This window comes from Asticcacaulis sp. AC466 (assembly GCF_000495815.1).
In the GTDB taxonomy this organism is placed as follows: domain Bacteria; phylum Pseudomonadota; class Alphaproteobacteria; order Caulobacterales; family Caulobacteraceae; genus Asticcacaulis.
The window spans coordinates 15095-34662 of record NZ_AWGE01000024.1; the positions used below are offsets into that span (position 1 = coordinate 15095).

Below are 19568 nucleotides of genomic sequence, written 5' to 3' on the forward strand. Positions count from 1 at the left end.
ACTTTAGGCGCAGGCGATCAATCGTTTTCGCACAGTGGCGGGCTTCAGGCCGTGCGGGGAAGGCTGGAAACCGTGCGCAGCCGCACCGCGATCAGCATCAGCCAACTGATCAGGACGACCACAAATATACGATTGGTGATGCCGTAGGGCGCGCCGCGATGCAGGGTCATGGCCTGGGCGACAAAGGCGATAGCCAGGGCGGCAACCAGTATCAAGGCCGGCGTGCGCAGGCTTTTCCAGCGGGCGTCCGCCCCCAGGCTGACGCTCAGGCCGAGCGCGGCCAGGAACAGGCTGACGATATTGACCAGAAAGCTCAGCGTATGAATATTGCCATGGGTCGTATTGACCATGACCGTTTCCAGATCGGTCTGAAAGGCCGCCGTCACCAACAGCCCCAGCGACGCGATCCCCATCAGCACGCGGGCAATCGCCACCAGAACCGTCTTCGGACCATCGCGCCCCAACCCTATCGCCAGACACAGGCACCCCAGCGACACCGAGATAAAGGCGGTGGTCATGATCCAGCCGAAGCGGCCGACCGCATAGTCGCTGATCATGTGATCGACGGGCGTATAATCGGGCCGCAGAAAATGAAGCCCGATAAGCGCAATGGCAAAATAGGCGAAAAACGCAATCGTCAGATTGGGCAGGAAGGGACGCTCGTTCATGGGATGGCTCCGTGACGCGTAACACGACTATGCCAGCTTTTTCCGCCCGCGCAATGGCGGGCAGACATGTATTAAGACCTTGCAGGCGCGCCGCCGCTAAGGCCCCTGAGGATGGTCGCGAAGCCAGGCTTGCGCATTCTCGCGATATTCATGGATATCTTTGAGACACTGGGTCGCGACCGAGCCAATCTCGCGCCCAACCCACATGGCCTCCGCTTCCGCCAGATCAAGCAGATCGGCGGCGGGACTATTGATGTAGTAATCAGGCAAATGATGCTGATTGAACCAGACCGGCTCTATCATGGCCTCGCATAGACACCCACGGGCCTCCGCGCAGGCGGGGTCGAGATAAAGGGCGCGCTCGTAATGTTCGACCCCGAGTCCCAGCCGCCCAAGCCACAGATGGGCGATGACAGTGTCCGGCTCCCGCTCCCCCCATTCCCGGCAGGTTGGGTGGACAATCGTCTCAAGCAGCGGCGACGGCATGGAATACGGGCTTAAGGATTCCAACAGCCAAAGGCACAGGTCCAGGCGACGGTCAAACGACCAGGTAGCGGCGGCCTGCACAAATTCCGTGAGTTCAGCCAGGGCGCGCTTCCTGACTCCTCGGCCCTGAAGCGCCAGATAGTCGGCGAGCCCTTGCCAACCCGGCTTGCCGCTTGCCACTGCGCTCATGGCAATCATCTTGTCGAGATCGTTATTCTGCAAAGCCATTATCCGAATAGCGGAGGTTCAACAATCTTGGCCATGCCGTCGGCAACACGTCAACCGCCCCCCCTCCCCTCAAAGCAGTTGACGGGCGGCGGCGCGCAGCAGCGCACGCGAATAGACGATATGAAACGGCAGCAGCAGGTGGAAGAAAAGACCGAGATAGACCGCGCCATTGGACAGAATGCGCTCCGGCACCACCGCGCTGCCGAAATAGAGGCGCGTCCCGCCACCGTCTTTCGGCACGCACATCAACCAGGACCGCGTCTTGCTCTGATAATCGCACATGAGAATCTGGTCCGCCGTGCGCGCTTCCGTCGTCCAGGCGGCAAACCGGGCGGATTGCCCCACCGCCAGCGCCACCACATCGGCATCCGTCGATGGCTTGGCGACCAGGGCGGCCAGAACCAGTCGCTCAAGCTTGAACAGGCCGCTCGTATAGAAGGCCTGAATATAATCGGCCAAAGACATTGTACCGGGCAGATCGACGACATAGCCATCCGTATAGGCGCGCGCCTGCCGATAGGGCGCCAGCAGCGCGCCTTCGGGCAATTGCGAAATGGCCGTTATCTGCATGGGGCATACTCTGGGAAAGGGGCGTCAGTCTACAGGCAAGGCGCTGTATTTATCAAAGTCCGCCGGGAACTCCCCCTTCGGCGTCTTTGCCGCCAGGGCATCGTGCACGGATTGCAGGAAATCGGCACGTTCACGCCGGCCGTGCGCCTTCGCTTCGGCCAGGTGGTCATCGACGATTTTCATCGCCTCCGCGTAACGGCCACGCCGCATCAGCAGGTCGGCATAGTAGAGGTCGTAGCGGTCGCCGCTATAGCTATTGGCCACTTCGACGGCATGAAGGGTATTGTCATCGGGATAGTCGGGCCGGTCTCTGAACGCCTGGGTATAGAAATAGATGCCTTCGGGCGATGACGGATTGAGCTTATAGGCCTTGCCCAGTTCCGCCCGCGCCGCGGCGTAATTCTTGGCCCGATCCTCCGGTGGCCCCATGTGGGCCAGTTGCAGATACATGCGCCCCAGCAGGTACTGCGCCTCATAATCCTTCGGGTCGGCAGCAAGCGTCTTGACCAAAAACGCCTTTGCCGCATTCGGATCGCCAAAGCGTATCTCCCCGCGCGCCACAACGGTTTGAGCCAGCCGGTCGTTCGGGAAGCGCTCAGCCGATTTTCGCGCCGTCTTGAGCAGCTCAAGACCATGTTCGGGCGTCTGACAGGTTTGTATCGCCGCATCGACCAATGGCAGATCGCCGGGATAGTCCGGCAGTGACGTAACGGTGACCGCCGCCGCCGGGAGGTTGGCGACCTTGTAGCTCATATAGTGCATGCCCTTGCGCATATAGGTCTTCAGCACCTCATCATACTGCGCCGGCTCTATCCCGATCGTCGCCTTATAGGCGGTCATCGGGTCTGCGCCGTTATCGACCTGGCGCAGATAGCTGAAGAACTTGGCGCGGCGGTCCGGATCGCTCATCAGGTAGGATACGATGGTCCAGCTTTGCAGGGCGTACATATCGGCATTACTTTTGGAAACCGGCACGTCGGCAATCACATCGCCAAAGGCGAGCGGCCGGTCGTCGCGCAGGCTTTCGATATGTCCGTCCCCCAGGGACATGGCGATATTCGGCGGCGCCTTGCCGATCAGGATCTTGTCGTCCTTGAACACGGCGGTCATGAAATACCAGTTGAGACCTTTTGAGACCCAGTCCGGCAGTTTGACAAACCGTTGGTGCAGCACCTCACTGTTATAGGCAAAAAAGAGATAGGCCAGGTTGAGGTCAATGTCCGGGTCGAGCGCCGGACCGTAAAGCCTATTGTTTTGGTCGGCGTCAGCGGTCGAAAAATATTGCACGCCTTCCCGGCACGGCAGAGCGGGATTGAAGCCGTTCTGCGGGATGTTCGGGCGAACCGTGCGGAACAGGGCCACCGACGACAAAAGGGTAAAGCGCGTCTTATCGGTCTGCGGCACGATGGTGTCGCTCATCTGGTCATAAAAGGCGCCCGTGACGTCGTAAAAGGTTTCCAGTTTCGCCGCATAGGCGCGCGTCGCCGCTTCGGATGCGGCGCTATAGATCACGAAATGCTGGCTTTCCGCCTTGAGCCACGGCCGGGCCTGCGCCGTGAACGGCGCCAACATGCCCGCGATCATCAGACCGCACGCCACAAGCCGATTCATCCCCAACATCTCGCCCCCCCATATCATCTCGCTATGCGAATACCGCAGGCTAGGACTTACCCGCGATGACGTCAAGTTGCATTCACCCCCGTCCACAGCCGGGGCGGTCAGGCGCCTCGCTCACGACTGTCTTGCCAGACGGCGCGATTGGCGTAATATGCCACCACACACGGGGGTGGGGATAATGACGGAAAAATCAAAATACGTATCCGGATACGCTTCGGGATTTTGGCCGCGCGTCGGCGCGTGGTTCATCGACATGCTGTTGCTGGGCGCCGTCGGCTGGGGCATCGGCTGGGCGGCCATGGACTATGTGTCGGCGCTCGGGTCGAACGGCCGCTTTATCGGACTGGCGATTTGTATCCTCTATTACGGCATTCTGGGCAGCAACCTCGGCGGCGGACGCACCCTTGGCAAACGCATTCTGGGCCTGAAGGTCGTCGGCCTGAACGGCAAACCGCTCAACCTGTTTGTGGCGCTGTGGCGCGCCCTGATTCTGTCAGGGCCACTCATGCTGAATGGCTGGTATTTCAACATCGCCGACCCGACTCTGCTCCAGGTCCTGGGTATAGCCGACCTGACGGTGGTCTTCGGCATAGGCCTGGCGCAGATCTATCTGCTCCTGTTCGCCTGGCCGGAACGCCGGCTGGTTCATGACCTGTTGTCCGGCTCCATTGTCGTTCGCGCCGATACGCAAGAATTTACGCCGCAAACCAAGCGCGTCCACGCCATAGTGGCCGTCCTCATCGTTCTGGCCGCGCTGGTCTTGGCGGTGACAGGGCCCGACCTGCTCAACAAGGCCATGCCGGGACTCAAGGCGGACCTCAAGCCCTTGCCACATGTCATCAATGCCGTGAACACCCTGCCCGAAGTCGCAGAGACGTCAGTGCAGGACAGCACCAATACCTACTATTCCAACGGCCAGAAAACGACGACGCGAATCCTGATCGTGACCGCGACAACCGGCGCCTGGCCCGCCGACACGGACCCGCTGCTGGCCAGGATCGGCGCCCGGGTCGTGAAGGCCTACACCTTCGCCCCGAACCAGAAACTACTGGTCCGCATCGTCCACGGCTTCGACCTCGGCATTGCCAACTATACAAATTTCCGCGCCGTAAACTACAAGACGGACTGCACCTCGGCCGACGTGAAGTGCCTGGACAAATAGCATCAGCGTTTGCTTACGGATTCGGAACCTGAGGCCCAGACACCTCTTAAGCGCGGACGGGAAGACCGAACGCCCACAGCCTTTCGGTTGCGGCATACAGGCTGTCCACGCTTCCGTCCTCAAACTCGCCATCGGAAAGAAGCACAACGTCTAAAGGTTCCGCCCGATTGCGCAATTCACCCAGTTGCCCGACCAAGTCAGCAATGCGCGTAGCCTCGTTACCTTCAAGCGTGATGGCATTTGCGCCAATCTGCTCTCCAAGCCCTTGGCGCAATTCGGCCCGGCCAGCGAAAACGATAAATTCGTCCCTCAGCAAACCGGCGTTGACCCAGGTTTGCAGGCGTTCCAGGGCATCGGGCAATTTATCGGCAAAGCTTTCCGAGCAGTCGATCACGGCAACGGCGGGTCGATCCTGGGTGGTGAAGGCCTCAAACAGCGCGCGTTTCAAATCCTCGATGGCGGGCATACCAGGGCACACTCCGAACATCATGCCCACCTCCGGTGTGATCTCGGAACGAACCATGTATTCAACGGTAAACCGGTGCTGAGACAGGTTCTTGTACTTATCCAGCGTTGCCCGGTAATCTGAGGCATTATAACCACCTTTCTCGGAAAATTTGGCATCAAGCACGATCACCGCGGATCCCACCGCGTCGCTATTATCGTAGATAGCAAAGTCCGGCATGGTTGATCCGGCCTTTGCCTTGAATTGGAAAAAAGCCCAGGCTTGCGATCCAATTTTTGCCACCGGGGTCCGGGCACCGGCATATTTTAGATTCCAGACCTTGTGATCCTCGACCTGGCCGACGTTTTCGAGTGTAATGGTATATCCCGCGCATTCGAGCGTCCGCAGCACAAAGCACAGAAGCCAGACCTCATATAGCTGAGGCAAATTGCGAAACACAGCCAGCTCGATCAAAGCGGCAGCTCCCTCGATATCCGACAGCAAGGTCGCAGTTAGGCGCATCTGTTCGACAAAAATCGCGATCTTGCCGAGTGCTTCCTCATGATCGTTGTGAGAGTGGTATCCCTGATAGTGATTTTCCGTTAAATCGTCGCAGGCAATTTCAAGTTCGTCGCACTTTTCCACCACGCCGCCAATGAATTCTCCGCTGTCGATTTTCGGCAAAGACTCCCGGACAAGGGCGATCTGCTGCCGCAAAATGTCAATGATATCCTCATCGTAGGTGGTCATGCCTTGACGTCGCTCGTAGATGCCGCCGTATCTTGATAGCCTCCAACTTCCGGGATTTTCTGTGCTGGCGTCATCAAGCAGATCATCGAGGGCGGTGGAGGCGACCTCCCACATTTCCTCGAGCGTGCCGTTCTGTGCCAATCGCTGCATGGCCGCCTGGTCCCAATTCGCCATTGTTTTGCGGTGCTGCGGTTTGAGTTCCTCAATCCCAGGCAGGGTGGCGATGGTGCCTGTCGTGCGCGCCGCATGCCCGTGGCGCTCAAGAAAGCCCATGACTTCCGACAGCATCGCCATCGCCGGTCCCTGATCGTCCAGAACCTTGGCCAGCAACTGGGTATGCGAAATCTTCGACAGCAGAATGCCGGGCGTCTTTTGGACCTTGCTTCTGTCCCTGCTCTCGCCCTCAAACCCAAGGTCACGGCAGAGCGCCTCCCAGCCCTCATTCGAGAGAAGATCGGCGAGTTTTCCCAAAGCGGTTCCCCGCCGCAGGCTAGCATCGGATTTGGTCACAAAAATCTCCTATAGATGAGCGAAATGACCACGCCTAAAGTTGTTGGCGTCAACATAAAGTTGCGCGTTGGGAACATTTAGGTGCGCGGCGTTTCACCCTCCCTCTGTCGCACTAGCCGTGAGACAAAGCCCCTCTTCGGAAAACCGAGGTTCATCGCCGGGCTTGCCGCCAGCTACGCCCCCTACGCCTGGTTGACGGTACACCCGGTGCCGCTGACCTGGGCGAAGGCCCGCGCCGTAAACTACAAAACGGACTGCACCTCAGCCGACGTGAAGTGCCTGGACAAATAGCGGCGGAGGCCAAATGTTGGCGAACCCATAGGTATAATTTTACGGTTATGGGTTTCCGTCATATATAATAAAGGACTTTTCGAAAAGCGAACTGACCAGATTATAATCGGTCTGGTTCTTCATCCACCATGAAGAGCGGGACAGATTAACCTTGAGATTTTTCTTGAAGAAGGATTCGGATACCGCCACCATTGGCGTTTTTCCGCTACCGTCTTTCATCTCAAAATTTTTATAGGCGTTCAATTCGAACCAGTCGCTTGACACACCGTACTCATCTTTAAATTTTTCCTGATCGTCCAAAAGATCTTTCAATTTGGAAAGCTCCGAGTTCACGATCATATCTGTCTCTTCGGGCGATGGCGCAGGGTCGGACGCGGCAAGGGAAGCCCTAAGCTGTGCTTCGGCGGTCGAGAGAAAATGCTTATCCATTCCGCCATGCAAGGCGATGATCGAGTACGGCATAATCTCGATTGTCGCAGCCACCGGGACAATATAGTTCGCGCAGCTTGACGCGCAGACCCCGATAATTTTCAATTTGAGTTTAAGCCCCGCCACACGGCGCGCAACCGGCAACGCCTTGGCGACGTCGCCGCCCCCCGAAGTCAGCGACAAGGTGGTTATTTTCGCCGAACCGATGCTATTCAGGCATGCGTCCAAACCATCGGTGTCGCCGATAAACCTCAACTCGCCCGCCCGCGTGAGTTCACAAACGCCCGCCTTTGCCCTGAGCGTCACCATTGCGGCATGGGCTTCGGCATAGCCCGCCGGGCGCGACAAACCTGTATCGACTAAGACTGCGAAATCCATCCCCACCCCCAGCATGTGAGCTTAGATTGCGACACCTAAAGTTGCGCGCGTCAATATAAATTTGCGCGTTGCAAACATTTAGGTGTGCGACGCTCTGCCCTCCTCATTGTGGCGGAACTTTCCAGTTGACTCGGATGGAAACACGGGCGGATTCTGGCCAGACCATCCACCGCCAGTCAGGGGCGGACCCTGCCGTTTAAAGGCGAGACATAATGCGCAACCGAGGCCTAGATCCGCATCTTCTACATGCGTGGCTTTATGCCCGCTCGATCGCGCGGGGACTGCCTTTGCCCGTTCCCGACCATGGCGGCTTCCGCGTCGATACCCATTCGAAAACCGAGATCGTTCGCTGGGTTTTTCCGAAGATGGGCCCCGGTCTCGAAGAGCTTGCGCAGTCCATCGCGGCACCCGGCCATTTGCTGAAACTCTGCGGTGCGGCGGACGAATTGCAAACGGCGCTGCCGACGGGCTGGGCGCTTCACGCGCCGGCCTATGTCATGCGGGCACGTGGCGCGCCGACAGCGAGGCCGCTGGCCGGGGGCTATAGAATAGAGACTGAGCACACGGGCATGGTAATGGCGGCACGGATATTTTCCGACGCGGGAGAGATGGCGGCAAGCGGGTATGCGACGCAGACCCAGGACGCCTTTATCTATGACCGTATCGTAACGGAGCCTCAGCATCGCCGGAAAGGACTTGGACACGCCATAATGGCAACCCTGCGTACCGCCAGGCAGAATCCCGCCAGCCCCGAATTGCTCGTCGCCACGACCGAGGGCCGCGCCCTCTATTCGACCCTGGGGTGGGAAACGATCTCACCATATTCCACCGCCTCGATCCCGGACCCCGCTTCCGGCCCATGATATGGGCCGCGACCGGCACGCCGAAACGCGCCCCGCCCCTCACTCTGACGCAATAGCCGTGAGGCAAAGGCCCTCTTCGGAAAACCGGGGTTCATCGCCGGGCTTGCCGCGCGCCATCCAGTCACGCTTGGCGTGCAGGTAAGCGAGCAGCCGCGCCAGATCCGCCGCCTTCTCTTCCAGCCGCGCCACCTGAGTATCGATAATCTCCATCTCGCGCTGCGCCGACAGCCCCTTGTCCGCCAGTTCGCTGGCGATCACCGCGATTTCCTTCAGCGGCATCCCAAGCGATTGCGCGAACCGGATCATCAGCGCGGTGGAGACATCGCGTTCGCTGAAGATCTGATACGGATTGCGCCCGCCCCGGTGGCTCGATTGCGGCGCAAGCAGACCCTTTCGGACATAGAAACGCACCGTGTCCTGACTGAGCCCCGCCCGCCGCGCAAAAGCACCGATCAACATCGAAATCACCCCTTGACCATGGACCATAGTCCACACTTATAGAACAGACTCCTGCCATTGTGGAGCTGTTTCATGCCTGACGATTTCAACCCGGCGCACCACGCGCCCCTTGCCTTCGTAACCGGAGCCACCGGGCTTCTTGGCAACAATCTGGTGCGCGAACTGATCGCGGCGGGCTGGCGGGTGCGGGCATTGGTGCGCTCTCCCGACAAGGCGCGCCAGCAATTCGCAGGCCTCGACATCGACATCGTGCGCGGCGACATGCTCGACATTGCGGGCTTTGCATCGGCGCTTGCCGGTGTCGATACGCTTTTCCATACCGCCGCCTATTTCCGCGACTCTTACAAGGGCGGCCGCCATTGGGACGCGCTCTACGCCGCCAATGTCGACGGGACGCGCCACCTGCTCGGTCATGCCTACCGGGCGGGCGTGCGGCGCTTTGTTCACACCAGCTCGATCGCCGTCCTGCATGGCCGCCGCGGCCAGGTCATCGACGAGACCATGCTGCGCAAAGAGCGGGACGCGGATGACTATTACCGCAGCAAAATCCTGGCCGACCGCGTCGTGCTGAGCTTCCTCGACAGCCATCCGGATGCCTGGGCGGCGATGGTCTTGCCCGGCTGGATGCACGGACCGGGCGATATCGGGCCGACCTCGGCGGGACAGACGGTGGTGGACGTGGCGCAGAAACGGTTGCCCGGCGTGCCCCCCGGCTCCTTCTCGATTGTCGACGCTCGCGACGTGGCACAGGCGATGATCCTGGCCAATGCCCGGGGGCGGCGCGGCGAACGCTATCTGGCGGCCGGACGGCACATGACCATGGCCGACCTCGTCCCCCTGATCGCGCGGGCAGCAGGCGTTGCGGCGCCTCGCGGCCGCATCCCCTTGTGGCTCCTGCATGTCCTCGCCGCCGGTTACGAAACCTATGCCCGGCTGACGGGACGCCCGGTGCTGCTGAGTTGGGCCATGGCGCGCACCGTCGCCAAGGAGGCTGACCGCTCGCGCTACAACCCGGCCAAGAGCGAACGCGAACTGGGCCTGTCCTTCCGCTCGGTAGAAGACACCCTGCGTGACGAAGTGGCGTGGTTCCGCGCCAACGGATTTATCCCCGGATGAGCGACGGCGCCGCTCACCACGGAACGGTGCGTCCCTCGCGGTCGAGATAGCTTAGGCCGGGCTTGCCCTGTTGCGCGATAAGCGTGTCTACGATCTTCGGTACGGTTTCCTCCAGGCCGAACGGCGCCTGCGGCCCACCCAATGCGGTGCGAATCCATCCCGGCGCCATCAGAACCAGCGCGCGGGCGCCATCGGCATGGCGGGCGGCGAAGCAGCGCATATACTGGTTCAGCGCGGCCTTGGAGCCGCGATAGACGTCGTGGCCGCCATTGGTATTGTTGCTGACGCTGCCCTGCCCCGAGGACATGACCCCGATCAGGCCGGCCGGCGCGACGCAATCCTGCAACCCGTCGATAACCCGCATGGGACCGAGGGCATTGGTGACCATCACGCGGATGAACTCTTCCGTCGAGACCTTGGCGACGTTCTGGTCCTGATCGGCGTTGGCCGTTCCGGCATTCACGAACAGAATGTCGATGCCGCGTCCGGCCAGGCGGGTCCGCAGGGCAGCAATCTGCTCCGGCTCGGTCACATCCAGCGATTCGATTGCAACGCGCGTCGGCCAGGCATCGGCCAGGTCGTGCAGCAAGGTCCTATCTGGGCCGCGATCTGGGCCGCGAACCGTTCCGATGACGAACCACCCTCGCCTGACGAACTCTGCCGCCATGGCATGGCCTATGCCACGCGACGCCCCGACGATCAGGATCGTGCCGGCGGTCTGTTCTAAATCGGTAGACGTCATGGGATACCTCTCGTTTGACGGGTGACGCCAAGATGCGCGCCTTTCGTGACATGCGCCAGACGCAATGGACGCAAACTATTGTTGCATACAACGCTATACCGATCTTGGCATATGGCGTAAGATCGGGCGATGGATGCCATCGACCTGAATCTTATCCCGGCCCTGGACGCGCTTCTGGCCGAGGGCAGCGTGACCGGCGCCGCCCGCCGTCTGGGCCTGAGTGCGTCTGCCATGAGCCGCACGCTCACGCGGCTGCGTGCCGCAACCGGCGATCCGCTGCTGGTGCGGGCGGGCCGAGGCCTTGTGCCGACGCCCCGCGCCATGGCGCTGCGTGACCGGGTCCATGCCGTGGCGCAGGAGGCCCGTGAGGTTCTCAGCCCCCAGGGCGATCGTCTCGATCTGGCAACCCTAGACCGAACCTTCACCCTGCGCGCCAATGAAGGCTTTGTCGAAGCGTTTGCCGCCCCTCTGGTCGCCGCCCTGACCCAGGCCGCGCCGCATATCCGCCTGCGGTTCGCGCCCAAGCCGATTAAGGAGGCCGGGCCGTTGCGGGATGGCGCCGTCGATCTCGAAATCGGGGTGCTTGGCCCCTTCGCGCCCGAGGTCCGCACCCAATTGCTCTTCCGTGACCGCTTTTTGGGCGCGGTGCGGGCTGGCCATCCGTTGCTGTCGAACAGCCCCATCACGCCGGAACAATATGCATCGGCCCGCCATATCGTGGTGTCGCGCAGGGGCAGCTTTACCGGACCGGTCGATGCCGCATTGGAAACGCTTGGGCTGCGCCGCGACATCGTCGCCGTCGTGCCGGGCTTTCCCGATGCCCTTCGGATCGCACGCGCGTCCGACCTGGTGGCGCTCGTGCCGCAGTCTTATCTGGAAGGCAGCGCGGCGACACAGGGGCTGATCGGCTTTCCGCTTCCCGTCACCACGCCGGAGATCGCGATTTCGGCCATGTGGCATCCCCGCATGGACGCCGACCCTGCCCACCGTTGGCTGCGCGACACCGTCATTGGCGTCTGCCGTGCCGCACGCCGGTCGGTTGATCCAACCTCTCGATGACGACGCGCGAACGCCCATGATTATGGGGCGATATGCATATAGTTGACATCGTCAAGTGTCTTGGCATAGGCTGACGGCATGACCGACGCCATCGCCACCATCCGCAGCTTCAACCGCTTTTATACGCAACTCATCGGCGCACTGGACGCGCACTTCCTGGGGAGCGAAGCGACGCTTCCCGAGGCGCGGCTTTTGTTCGAAATTGCAGTAAACGAACCGGCAAGCGCCAATGCGCTTCAGGCCAGCCTGGGCATGGATGCGGGCTATGTCAGTCGCATCCTGACGCGCTTCGAAGAGCGTGGCTGGATCATCCGGGAACGCGGCGCCGACGCCCGCGCCCGTCCCATTCGGCTGACCGAGGCGGGGCGTGAGACATTCGCTATGCTCGACGCAAGACAGCGAGACGCCGTGGCGGACATGATCGCACGGCTCGATCCGGTCGCACAGGCCGATCTGGTCGAGGCCATGACCAAAACGCGCCTTCTGCTCGACCCTGCGTCCGCGTCGGAGCGTAAGACGATCGGCGCCGTTACCTCCAGGCTCGCCACACCGGTGGACCTCGTCGCGCTCAATGCGCTTATGACATTGGCAATCGATCAACTTCAAACCGACTTCCTGTCGCCCGAACAGGTGATAGCCAGCCGCGCGATCATGGGGCTCGATACCCAGCTCGTCCACGATCAAACCTATTTCATGGTGGAGGCGGACGGCGCACTTGCCGGCTGCGGCGGGTGGAGCCGGCGGGCCACGCTCTATGGCGGTGACCATAGCACCGCGTCGCGCGATGCGGCCTTGCTGGATCCGCGTCGCGATGCCGCGCGGGTCCGGGCGATGTACACCCATCCGAATTTCGTCCGGCGCGGCGTCGGGCGGCGCATCCTTGACCTGTGTGAAAAGGCCGCCGCCGCCGAAGGCTTTACCCGGGTGGAACTCATGGCGACCCTGAGCGGCCAACCGCTCTATGCCGCGTGCGGATACCACGTGATCGAACCCACCGCCGTGGACGTCAACGGCGTATCGGTGCCGCTCCTGCGCATGGGCAAACAGCTGAGCGAATAGCGCGCGGCTATGCGACACGCGGCCGTCTCCATCCACCTATCACGGGTCGGAGCGAATGCTTTTGTCCCGGCGGGTCATGGCGAAAATGGCCACGATGGCGGCGGCAAAGCCCGACGCCGCGCCGATGCCGAGCGCCCAGCGCGGCCCGAAGTGATTGGCCACCCAGCCGACAATCGGTGCGCCGATGGGCGTGCCGCCGAGCGCGACGCCGACACGCAGCGCCATTGATCAGGAAAGCCCAGCCGGTGCCGGTCACGGCAATGACCAGGCCGGAGACAGCCGGCCCGATCATCCGCGCGGCATTGAACAAGGTCGAGTTGAGAGCGACCGCATTGTGCAGGTCTTCATCTCCGACCAGTTCGGCAACGAAGGTCTGGCGTACCGGCCCATCAAACGCCGCCGCGCAGCCGAAAAGAAAGGCAAAAACATAGACATGCCAAAGCCGGGCCATGCCGGCGACCGTGAGAAATCCCAGCGCCAGAGCAAGGACGCCCATCGTCGCCTGCGTGTCGCGTGCCGATGACGGCGGGTACTATGTCTACGCTACCCCCATAACGCCGCCTTGGCATTGGATGTGACCTGCGCATTTGGTCGAATTTTATGCCGCAATTTTCTCGGAGGCCGCCCTAAATGCCCATCGCGGATTTGGTCGCAAAAGCGACAATGATCAGCGCCAGAAGGACAAGGCCGAATACGACCGGCCGGGGCAATGATGGCGTGACTGCGGGCGCGGCGTTCGCCATGGCGCGCCGAGATAGAATAAGCGAGGCGGTGGCCAGGGCGACGCCCAGTCCTGTGCCGATCCATTCCAGCGTTGCCAGGAGCATCGACATCGGGTTGGATGGCACGGGAAAAATACGGCCGAGATCGAGCAGGTAGACGCCGACGAAGGCGAAACCCGCCAGCGCGGACCAGCCGCATCCCCTGCCTGCTTTCGTGACGGTATAGGCGAGTACCAGGCTGCCCAAACCGAGCACCGTCAAAAACACGTTGAACGCGCCGAGCACAATGGAGGGATAGGCGCTGAAATCTCGCGTTTCAACAAATCCCCCGGGAACCATAAGCGCCAGATTCAGGGCGGATGCGACCAGAAGCGTGGCGATGACGAGGCGGGAAGTTGGCATTGGACTATTCCTTGTACGGTTTGGAGGCTTGCGCCGATGCGTCGCCGCCATCGCTTGGCGCGAGCATCGCTGCGAACAGGCTGAACACACGGTGGTTGATGGCGCGCGCGTCCTGAGGGTGAAGTGTTTGCGCATTCAGCGCGAACCAACGGTCGGCCTCCCGCGCGGCCGCGAAGGCCATCTCCGTCAGCAAGGTAAGCGGCAAGTCCGAGCGGATGGCGCCGATCTGTTGTCCAGTTTCGATCAGGCGCTCAAATTGGGTATGGAGAGCATCGAGCAGATCCGCGATGGCGGCCTGCGCCGCTGCTTCCCGATAGATGCCACGTCCCAACTCAGCCAAGCGGTCGTTCTGCTTGAGGACCTCCGTCACATGGCCAAAGAGTGTGGCGGTCTGTTGCCAGTAATCAGCAACGGATTCTGGCTGAATCGGGCTCGCGTTGATCAGGCCCGCAAGTTCGCTGATGGCGCGTTCAATGACGGCGCGATAGAGCTCGCCCTTGTCCGCGAAATAATAGTAGGCCTGCCCTTTGCTGAGCGCGGCACGCGTTAGAATTCGGTTCAGCGATGCGCGCTCCAACCCGAACGCCCTGAATTCCTCTTCTGCTATATCGAGCCAGGCGGCGCGTTGCTGATCGGGAAGTTGCCGCAGTCGCACACGTGCCTGACGTCGCTGATCCATGGGACAATCCGTAATGCCAATCGCAGTCGCTCAGACATATTTAGACCGGCGGTCTAAATATGTCCAGCCTACAATAACAGGTCTGTCATTCGGGCGGCGGAGCGTGTCTGCTTGCCCCGAATTTTAAGGATCAGGTTATGGAAACAAGTCCGTCGCAACAAAATGACGGCAATTGGGATACTCCAGCGCAAAAAACTGCACGATAGCGTAAAATCGGCAAGGTGGCGGGCCGTGCCCGATGATGATGAGCACTATGAATGGCCGGGTCAGGTGGAAAAGAGACCGCCCAGTCTTGGCGCGATGGGGGCGTTTGCTTCCGTTAAAGGAGCAGGCGCCGCACATCCGCAACCACCCGATCTAAATCGACTGGAGTTCGGGTATCCACCTCGATGATCGCGCCTAAACCCATCGGGCAATCATATTCGGCCAACATTTCGGGGGGGAGTTCTTTCAGCGGATGCGCGGCATGATGCTCACTTGCAGCAGCGCGTTTACGAAATCGCCTAGCGGTTTCGGCGGGGCCGCAATCGCAATGGACCTCGATGATTGATGCCCCAAGGCCTGTTAGCTTGTTGCGTTCGTAGTCACTGTGCGGACGAAAATTGGCTTCCAATACCGCATGCGGCGCGCGGCTTGCTAACGACCAGATGAGTTCCATCGACGCTCCACCAATCCGGCGAGAGGCCGCAAGATCGCCGCCGCCATCGCCGAATACGTCTGTCAGCGTCTCTTTGATGAAGTCCTTCGAGAAAAGTGGGAAACCGAGCCGCTGTGCCAAGGGCACGGCAAGCGTGGTCTTGCCGGCCCCCGGTGCGCCGGAAACAATCACAATCTTGCGCTGAACGTCTGGCATAGGAGCTGCGTATCATACACAGGGAATGGTCGCAATTGGAGGGCTTCCTGCCTATATGTCCCCCGACCTCAAGTTCAATATCCGCGTATGTGGCCCGCGCGGCTATCGGCGACGTCTGTGTACCTATTCTCTCACAATATCGCACCCTGGCTCAGAATTGGCGGACAGAGAGGGATTCGAACCTCACCTAAATGCGCGCAATTGTGTAGGCTTAAGGCCCCGTCACCCAGGCCCGCGCACGGCCGCTTCGATGCGGGCGACGTCGATCTTGCTCATCTGCATCATGGCCTGGAAGGCGCGCTGGCCCGCCTCCCCGCCTGCGGCCAGGGCCTCGGTCAGGACGCGCGGCGTGATCTGCCACGACAGCCCCCATTTGTCCTTACACCATCCGCACTCGCTTTCCGCGCCGCCATTGCTGACAATGGCGTCCCAATAGCGGTCGGTTTCCGCCTGATCCTCGGTCGCGATCTGAAAGGAAAAGGCCTCGCTGTGGTGGAACACGTCTCCGCCATTGAGCCCCAGACACGGCACGCCGCACACGGTGAAATGCACGGTCAACACATCGCCCGCCTTGCCGCCCGGAAAATCGGCCGGCGCGCGATAAACCGCGCCAACCGCGCTGTCGGGAAAGGTCTGGGCATAAAAGTGCGCCGCCTCTTCCGCGTCACGAACATACCACAGGCAGATTGTGTTCTTGGCCATTTTGCATCCTCTCAAGGGTGCCGGCAACGGAGCGTACCGGTCATTATAACCACGTTACAAAAGGACGGCATTACACGCCAATAACGCTCCGGTGATCACTCCCCTCCGCCCAACCGCATGGCGACATCGCAGCGTTCATAGCGCGCACCATAGGTGGCCATGATCTGCGCATCATGGTGGAAGCCGAGCTTTTCATAGAGGTGAATGGCGGCGGCGCAGCGCGCATTGGTCAAAAGATAAACCGTGCGCGCGCCCATGTCCTTCACCCGCGCGATCATGGCCGCCAGCAGGAATTCCCCCGCCTTCAATCCCCGGGCCTGCGACCGCACCCCCATCTTGGTCAGTTCGAAAGTGCCCGGCCCGGTCTTTTGCAAGGCGCAAGTCCCAACGATCCCCAGCCCCGCCGCTTCGACGAACAGGATCACCCCGCCGGGGGCGATGATCTTTTCCTCCGGATTCCGCAACACCTCGATATCCGTGGCCTCCAACCGGAACATGCTGCGGATCCATTCGGCATTGATGTCATGAAAATCCGCCGCCAATTCCGGCGTGTACTCACGGATCGTCAAGACGGGCGGCCCGCCCTCGCCCGCCCGCGCATAGAGGGAGCGGTCATCGAGCGCCGCTTCGACCGCCGATATCTGGCCGAGAAAATCACCGTCAAGCGCGTCAAACAGGCTCAGCACCCCGGCCTCGATGCGCGGCAGCGCCAGGTGCCTGGCCCGCGCAATGGCCGCCTGCCCGTCCGGCGTCAGGGAGGCGGTACGTATCCGCTGGTCCGCGCCCTTTTCGGACTGGACCAGCCCCATGTCGATCAATTGACCGATACTGCGCGTAATGCCGGGCTGGCTGACCCCGACCGCCTCGACCATCTGGCCTATGGTCATAGGCTGACGGTCCAACGCCATCAGCAAAGGCATGTGCGCCGGCTGAACGGCCAGACCCGCCTCCCCCACTATGCGCGCCGCATCCGCCTGCAACCGCTCAGCCAGCCGCTTCAACCGGCTGCCCAAAAACACCGCACCCATTTCATTGACAATATCCATCGCACGACTCCGCTTTACATATCCAGTTATATAACGCGATATGTAATTGTCGGCAAGGGTGGCGTAATCCAATCAAAGTCGGATGACAAAACCAGTGGCAGACGAGCCTTTGACTATCTATAGTCTGCGTATGCCGCTCGCCCGCAAACTCATTCTACATGTCCCGGTATCAGATGAAGCGCTGCTTGCTGATTTTGTGAAACGATGTGTGGCTGACGGCGTGGTACTCATTGCCGTTTTTGGATTGGGCTGTGAGAGGGTTCGACGGACTATCGGCGCGCTTGCCGTAAGTAGCGAAATCCACGAAAGTTTCTATTTTTGTACTTCGTCTCATCCGGATGAGGCATTTGATGACGTGGTGGACACGGTTCGGTCTTGTGAGTTCGAGCCCGGTGATCAGTTCGAAGAGATCAGGCTGTAAAAAGCGGCGAGTATCGGCAACGGCATTCTGCCTATTCTCCGCAAACCCTGCGGAGAATAAGGCGGGTAATCTCCGCATATAATTGGAATATCCCGCGCGCCGGACCTGCGCTAGACTTCACACATTGACAGACCTTCCGGCGGCTTAAGGCCAGCCTAAACCAAACGCACAGGGGGAGCGAATGGAGCCATTGGCCGCCATATTCGCCGCCGGCCTTTTGGCCGCGGCACCGACGCACGCCGCGCCAGATCCCACGGTTCATTACCGCTTAAAGCCGCTTATGTCGGATGGCCATCTGACCGGCGTCCAATTCGAAATGCGCTTTCGTGCGCCTCAGGCGCTTACCCCAGAGGCACTTACCGAAATCGACCTGCCCGACAGTTGGGTGCGCGGCAAAGACTATTACAAGGCGCTGAAGGATATCGAAATTACCGGCGCCACCGCCGTCACGACCCCGCAAGACCAACCGGCACACCGGTTGATCACGGCTGCGCCGGGCGCCGAAATCACCGTCCGCTACCGCATCGACGCCAATCTCAAGACCGGCGAAGAAGCGCCTAAGACCGATATGAACTATCCGGTTATCGGCCCCGACCGCTTCTACATCCTGGGCGAAACCGTCTGGCCGACCGTTGCCAGCCAGGGCGCCCGCCACGCCACCTTTTCGGCCGACATGCCGCCAGGCTGGCGCTTCGCGTCCAACCTCCAGACCCTGAAATCGTTGCACGGCACCGATTCCGATGTGATCGAAAGCATACTGATGGGCGGCACCGACGTCCACATTGACACGGTCCAGACGCCAAACACCCGGCTGCGTATCGCTTCGGCCGGACATTTCGACTTCCCCCTGACTGCGTTCAGCGATCGGGTGCAACGGATCGTCGCCACCGAACAGGCCTTTTGGGGCGACGGCCAGCCGGACTTCCTCGTCACCCTGGCCCCCATTACACCGGCGCCCGGCTATGTGTCCGTCCACGGCGAAGGCCGCCCCGGCGCGTTCGCCGTGATAGCCGTCCCCGACACCCCGCTCGAAACCATGAGCTTCACCCTGGCGCACGAATATTTCCATAGCTGGAACCCCGGACGGCTCGGCCAGATGGACCAGGGACCAAATGAAGCCCTGGGCTACTGGTTTTCTGAAGGCTTCACCGACTATTACGGGCGCAAGCTGGCGCTGAAAGCGGGCGTGGTCAGCCTGGCGCAATTCATTGCTGAATGGAACCAGACGCTCGCCCGATATGCCAAGTCACCGCACAAGACGGCACCCAATACGGAGCTGCGCGACCACCAATGGGACAATGAGACGTGGCACAAAACGGCCTATGATCGCGGCGCGATCCTGGCGATCTACCTCAATGCGCAATGGCGGCAGAAAGGCGTGCCGCTGGATCGCTTCATGCACAGCTTGCGCGACACGGTGGCGGCCGATCCGGCCTTCGCCAGCCTGCCGCTCGAACAGCGGCTGGACACGGTGGCTACCGGATTGGGCGTGCCCCTGCACGATGACATGAAGCGATTTATCGACGACGGTGCGCCGCTTGCGCTGCCGCAAGACGCGTTCGGCGGCTGCCTCACGGTCGTGACGGAGCCGGTGGCCGATGTTGAGCTTGGCTTTGACCTCGAAAGGACCATTGCCGCCCGCAGCCTTGTCGGGGGCACGCCGGACGGCCCGGCCTATCGCTCAGGCCTCCGCGACGGCATGACATGGCATAGCGTCACGGCCGACCCCACGGACAGCGCCGTGGCCGTAACCGTCAAGACGCACGATGACCAAGGCCATGAGCAGATCTTCACCTATCTGCCCGTCGCCAAAACCACCCATCCCCGACAAAAGCTGGTCGCACCCGACGGTTTGACACCGGACCGGGCCAAGGCCTGCGCCGCCGCCCTCACAGGCTAAGCGTAAGAAGC

Annotated in this window: 21 protein-coding genes and 1 pseudogene; 7 read left to right on the forward strand and 15 right to left on the reverse strand. The window is 61.0% G+C overall.

Going from position 1 to position 19568, the window contains the following annotated elements; translation table 11 throughout:
- Positions 1 to 44: 44 nt before the first annotated feature.
- The 4 genes from AEAC466_RS41745 to AEAC466_RS41760 all read right to left on the reverse strand — a co-directional run bounded on the left by AEAC466_RS41745 (position 45) and on the right by AEAC466_RS41760 (position 3572).
- Positions 45 to 668, reverse strand: coding sequence for a DUF998 domain-containing protein (locus tag AEAC466_RS41745; protein ID WP_023459952.1), 624 nt, complete (start codon positions 666 to 668; stop codon positions 45 to 47).
- Between the two features lie 96 nt (positions 669 to 764).
- Complete coding sequence (locus AEAC466_RS41750; protein WP_155913859.1) at positions 765 to 1376, reverse strand: hypothetical protein; 612 nt, start codon at positions 1374 to 1376, stop codon at positions 765 to 767.
- A 75-nt stretch (positions 1377 to 1451) separates the two neighbouring features.
- On the reverse strand, positions 1452 to 1952 hold the full coding sequence (locus AEAC466_RS41755; protein ID WP_023459954.1) for a hypothetical protein: 501 nt from the start codon (positions 1950 to 1952) through the stop codon (positions 1452 to 1454).
- A 24-nt stretch (positions 1953 to 1976) separates the two neighbouring features.
- Complete coding sequence (locus AEAC466_RS41760) at positions 1977 to 3572, reverse strand: tetratricopeptide repeat protein (protein ID WP_162148978.1); 1596 nt, start codon at positions 3570 to 3572, stop codon at positions 1977 to 1979.
- Positions 3573 to 3747: 175 nt separating this feature from the next.
- Between AEAC466_RS41760 and AEAC466_RS43995 the strand changes: the two genes are divergently transcribed.
- On the forward strand, positions 3748 to 4731 hold the full coding sequence (locus tag AEAC466_RS43995) for an RDD family protein (RefSeq protein WP_023459956.1): 984 nt from the start codon (positions 3748 to 3750) through the stop codon (positions 4729 to 4731).
- 46 nt (positions 4732 to 4777) lie between these two features.
- Here AEAC466_RS43995 and AEAC466_RS41765 read toward each other — a convergent pair whose 3' ends face one another.
- Both AEAC466_RS41765 and AEAC466_RS41770 read right to left on the reverse strand, forming a co-directional pair.
- Complete coding sequence (locus AEAC466_RS41765; protein ID WP_155913861.1) at positions 4778 to 6436, reverse strand: hypothetical protein; 1659 nt, start codon at positions 6434 to 6436, stop codon at positions 4778 to 4780.
- A 336-nt stretch (positions 6437 to 6772) separates the two neighbouring features.
- A complete protein-coding gene (locus AEAC466_RS41770; protein WP_023459958.1) occupies positions 6773 to 7534 on the reverse strand; it encodes a hypothetical protein in 762 nt (253 codons plus the stop codon).
- Positions 7535 to 7746: 212 nt separating this feature from the next.
- Between AEAC466_RS41770 and AEAC466_RS41775 the strand changes: the two genes are divergently transcribed.
- Positions 7747 to 8397 carry a GNAT family N-acetyltransferase gene (locus tag AEAC466_RS41775; RefSeq protein ID WP_023459959.1) on the forward strand — a complete coding sequence of 217 codons (651 nt, stop codon included), beginning with the start codon at positions 7747 to 7749 and terminating at the stop codon, positions 8395 to 8397.
- Between the two features lie 39 nt (positions 8398 to 8436).
- On the opposite strand, the gene AEAC466_RS41780 is transcribed toward AEAC466_RS41775, so the two are convergent.
- Positions 8437 to 8856 (reverse strand): MerR family transcriptional regulator, encoded by a 420-nt coding sequence (locus AEAC466_RS41780; RefSeq protein WP_031239523.1) that lies wholly within the window; start codon positions 8854 to 8856, stop codon positions 8437 to 8439.
- A 72-nt stretch (positions 8857 to 8928) separates the two neighbouring features.
- On the opposite strand from AEAC466_RS41780, the gene AEAC466_RS41785 reads away from it, so the two are divergent.
- Positions 8929 to 9972, forward strand: coding sequence for an SDR family oxidoreductase (locus AEAC466_RS41785; protein WP_023459961.1), 1044 nt, complete (start codon positions 8929 to 8931; stop codon positions 9970 to 9972).
- Positions 9973 to 9985: 13 nt separating this feature from the next.
- Here AEAC466_RS41785 and AEAC466_RS41790 read toward each other — a convergent pair whose 3' ends face one another.
- Positions 9986 to 10714: an SDR family oxidoreductase gene (locus AEAC466_RS41790; protein ID WP_023459962.1), complete on the reverse strand. Its 729-nt coding sequence runs from the start codon at positions 10712 to 10714 to the stop codon at positions 9986 to 9988.
- A gap of 129 nt (positions 10715 to 10843) precedes the next feature.
- Between AEAC466_RS41790 and AEAC466_RS41795 the strand changes: the two genes are divergently transcribed.
- The gene (locus tag AEAC466_RS41795; RefSeq protein WP_023459963.1) at positions 10844 to 11773 is read left to right on the forward strand and encodes a LysR family transcriptional regulator; all 930 of its coding nucleotides are present in this window, start codon (positions 10844 to 10846) and stop codon (positions 11771 to 11773) included.
- Positions 11774 to 11851: 78 nt separating this feature from the next.
- Complete coding sequence (locus AEAC466_RS45270; RefSeq protein WP_023459964.1) at positions 11852 to 12832, forward strand: bifunctional helix-turn-helix transcriptional regulator/GNAT family N-acetyltransferase; 981 nt, start codon at positions 11852 to 11854, stop codon at positions 12830 to 12832.
- A 39-nt stretch (positions 12833 to 12871) separates the two neighbouring features.
- On the opposite strand, the gene AEAC466_RS45150 is transcribed toward AEAC466_RS45270, so the two are convergent.
- From AEAC466_RS45150 to AEAC466_RS41830, 7 genes and pseudogenes are all read right to left on the reverse strand, one after another.
- Entirely contained in the window at positions 12872 to 12994 is a 123-nt protein-coding gene (locus tag AEAC466_RS45150) for a hypothetical protein (protein ID WP_255346299.1), read from the reverse strand.
- 112 nt (positions 12995 to 13106) lie between these two features.
- Positions 13107 to 13328: pseudogene (locus AEAC466_RS45275) on the reverse strand (MFS transporter); the annotation flags it as partial.
- A gap of 130 nt (positions 13329 to 13458) precedes the next feature.
- Positions 13459 to 13956 (reverse strand): hypothetical protein, encoded by a 498-nt coding sequence (locus tag AEAC466_RS41810; RefSeq protein WP_023459967.1) that lies wholly within the window; start codon positions 13954 to 13956, stop codon positions 13459 to 13461.
- A 4-nt stretch (positions 13957 to 13960) separates the two neighbouring features.
- Positions 13961 to 14635, reverse strand: coding sequence for a TetR/AcrR family transcriptional regulator (locus AEAC466_RS41815; RefSeq protein WP_023459968.1), 675 nt, complete (start codon positions 14633 to 14635; stop codon positions 13961 to 13963).
- 319 nt (positions 14636 to 14954) lie between these two features.
- Positions 14955 to 15488 (reverse strand): AAA family ATPase, encoded by a 534-nt coding sequence (locus AEAC466_RS41820; RefSeq protein WP_023459969.1) that lies wholly within the window; start codon positions 15486 to 15488, stop codon positions 14955 to 14957.
- A gap of 222 nt (positions 15489 to 15710) precedes the next feature.
- Positions 15711 to 16190, reverse strand: a complete 480-nt coding sequence (locus AEAC466_RS41825) for a VOC family protein (RefSeq protein WP_023459970.1) — start codon at positions 16188 to 16190, stop codon at positions 15711 to 15713.
- A gap of 95 nt (positions 16191 to 16285) precedes the next feature.
- The gene (locus tag AEAC466_RS41830; RefSeq protein ID WP_023459971.1) at positions 16286 to 17236 is read right to left on the reverse strand and encodes a bifunctional helix-turn-helix transcriptional regulator/GNAT family N-acetyltransferase; all 951 of its coding nucleotides are present in this window, start codon (positions 17234 to 17236) and stop codon (positions 16286 to 16288) included.
- 94 nt (positions 17237 to 17330) lie between these two features.
- Between AEAC466_RS41830 and AEAC466_RS44315 the strand changes: the two genes are divergently transcribed.
- The gene (locus AEAC466_RS44315) at positions 17331 to 17657 is read left to right on the forward strand and encodes a hypothetical protein (protein WP_200863997.1); all 327 of its coding nucleotides are present in this window, start codon (positions 17331 to 17333) and stop codon (positions 17655 to 17657) included.
- Between the two features lie 181 nt (positions 17658 to 17838).
- Positions 17839 to 19557 (forward strand): M61 family metallopeptidase, encoded by a 1719-nt coding sequence (locus AEAC466_RS44000; protein WP_023459973.1) that lies wholly within the window; start codon positions 17839 to 17841, stop codon positions 19555 to 19557.
- Positions 19558 to 19568 lie beyond the last annotated feature (11 nt).